Genomic DNA, 1,329 nt, shown 5'->3' with positions numbered 1-1,329 from the left:
GCGGGCGGACGGGGCGGCGGAACGGTCCGCCGGACGACGGACCACGGCACGCCCGGCCGCAGTGTCCCCGGCCGCGGTGTCCCCGGCCGTGACACGTCCGGCCGTGACACGTCCGGTCGCGGCGCGCTCGGTCGGGGGACCCGTGACCGTGTGGCGTCCGGTCGTGGAGCCCGGCGGCTTCGGGGGCTGGTGCTGCTGGGCACCGTGCTGGTCCTGATCCTCCTCGGCGGTGCCGGTCCGGCGAGCGCCCACGCGGCGCTCCGGGGAGCCGATCCCGAGGACGGAAGCGTCGTCGAGTCCGCCCCCCGGCACGTCACCCTGACGTTCACGGAGTCCGTCGCCCTGCTCGACGACTCGTTCCGGATCTACAGCCCCGACAACCACCGGGTGCCGCTGGACGAGCCGGAGCACGCCGACGGCAGGTCCGACACCGCACGCATCGGCCTGCCCGGCGGACTCGACGACGGCACCTACACGGTCGCCTGGCGGGTGGTCTCCGCGGACAGCCACCCCGTCTCCGGCGCCTTCACCTTCTCCATCGGGAAACCCTCGCCCTCCGCACCGGCGGCACCCGCGGACCCGGCGGAGCACCCGATCACCGCGAGCCTCTACGACACCGGCCGCTACCTCGCGTACATCGCCGCCGCGCTGCTCATCGGCACGGTGGCGTTCGCGGCCCTGTGCCGGCCCCCGGACACCGCCCCGCTGCGGGCGCCGCTGGTCACGGGCTGGTGGACGCTGCTGACGTCCACCGCGGTGCTCCTCGTGCTGCGGGCGCCGTACGAGAACGGGACGTCCCCGGCGACGGCGTTCGACCTCTCGGCCTTCACCGGCGTCCTCACCGGGCGGCCGGGCGTCGCGCTGCTGGCCCGGCTCGCCCTGCTGGTCCTGGCGGCGGCGGTCTTCCCGCGCCTGTCCCGTCCGCGGCGCGACCGCGGTGGGCCGGACGGCAGGACGTCCCCCGCCCGGCTCGCCGCGGGCACCGTCCTGGCCGTGGCCCTCGCGCTGACGTGGGCGTCGGCCGAGCACGCCTCGGCCGGTATCCAGGTCCCGGTGGCGATGACCTCGTCCGTGCTGCACCTGCTGGCGATGGCCTGCTGGCTCGGCGGCCTCACGGCCCTGCTCATCGTCCTGTTCCGCGCCGGCACCCCGCCGCCCGTCACCACGGTCACCCGCTTCTCCCGTCTGGCCTTCCTCTCGGTGACGGTCCTCGTCGTCACCGGGGTCTACCAGTCCTGGCGGGGCCTCGGCTCCTGGACGGCGCTCACGGACTCCTCGTACGGGAGGACCCTGGCCGTCATCACGAGCTTGACGGCCAGGGTCCTCCCG

At 75.6% G+C, this 1,329-nt stretch carries 1 protein-coding gene; it reads left to right on the top strand.

Annotated features, from left to right (window positions below):
* Positions 1-189: 189 nt before the first annotated feature.
* A partial coding sequence (locus AOK18_RS28700; protein ID WP_167738756.1) for a copper resistance CopC/CopD family protein occupies positions 190-1,329 on the top strand: 1,140 nt, incomplete at its 3' end.

Origin of the sequence: Streptomyces prasinopilosus, from assembly GCF_001419695.1 — a bacterium.
Classification (GTDB): domain Bacteria; phylum Actinomycetota; class Actinomycetes; order Streptomycetales; family Streptomycetaceae; genus Streptomyces; species Streptomyces prasinopilosus.
Note: the sequence above shows the minus strand (reverse complement) of the source record. Positions and strands in the feature narration are given on the sequence as shown.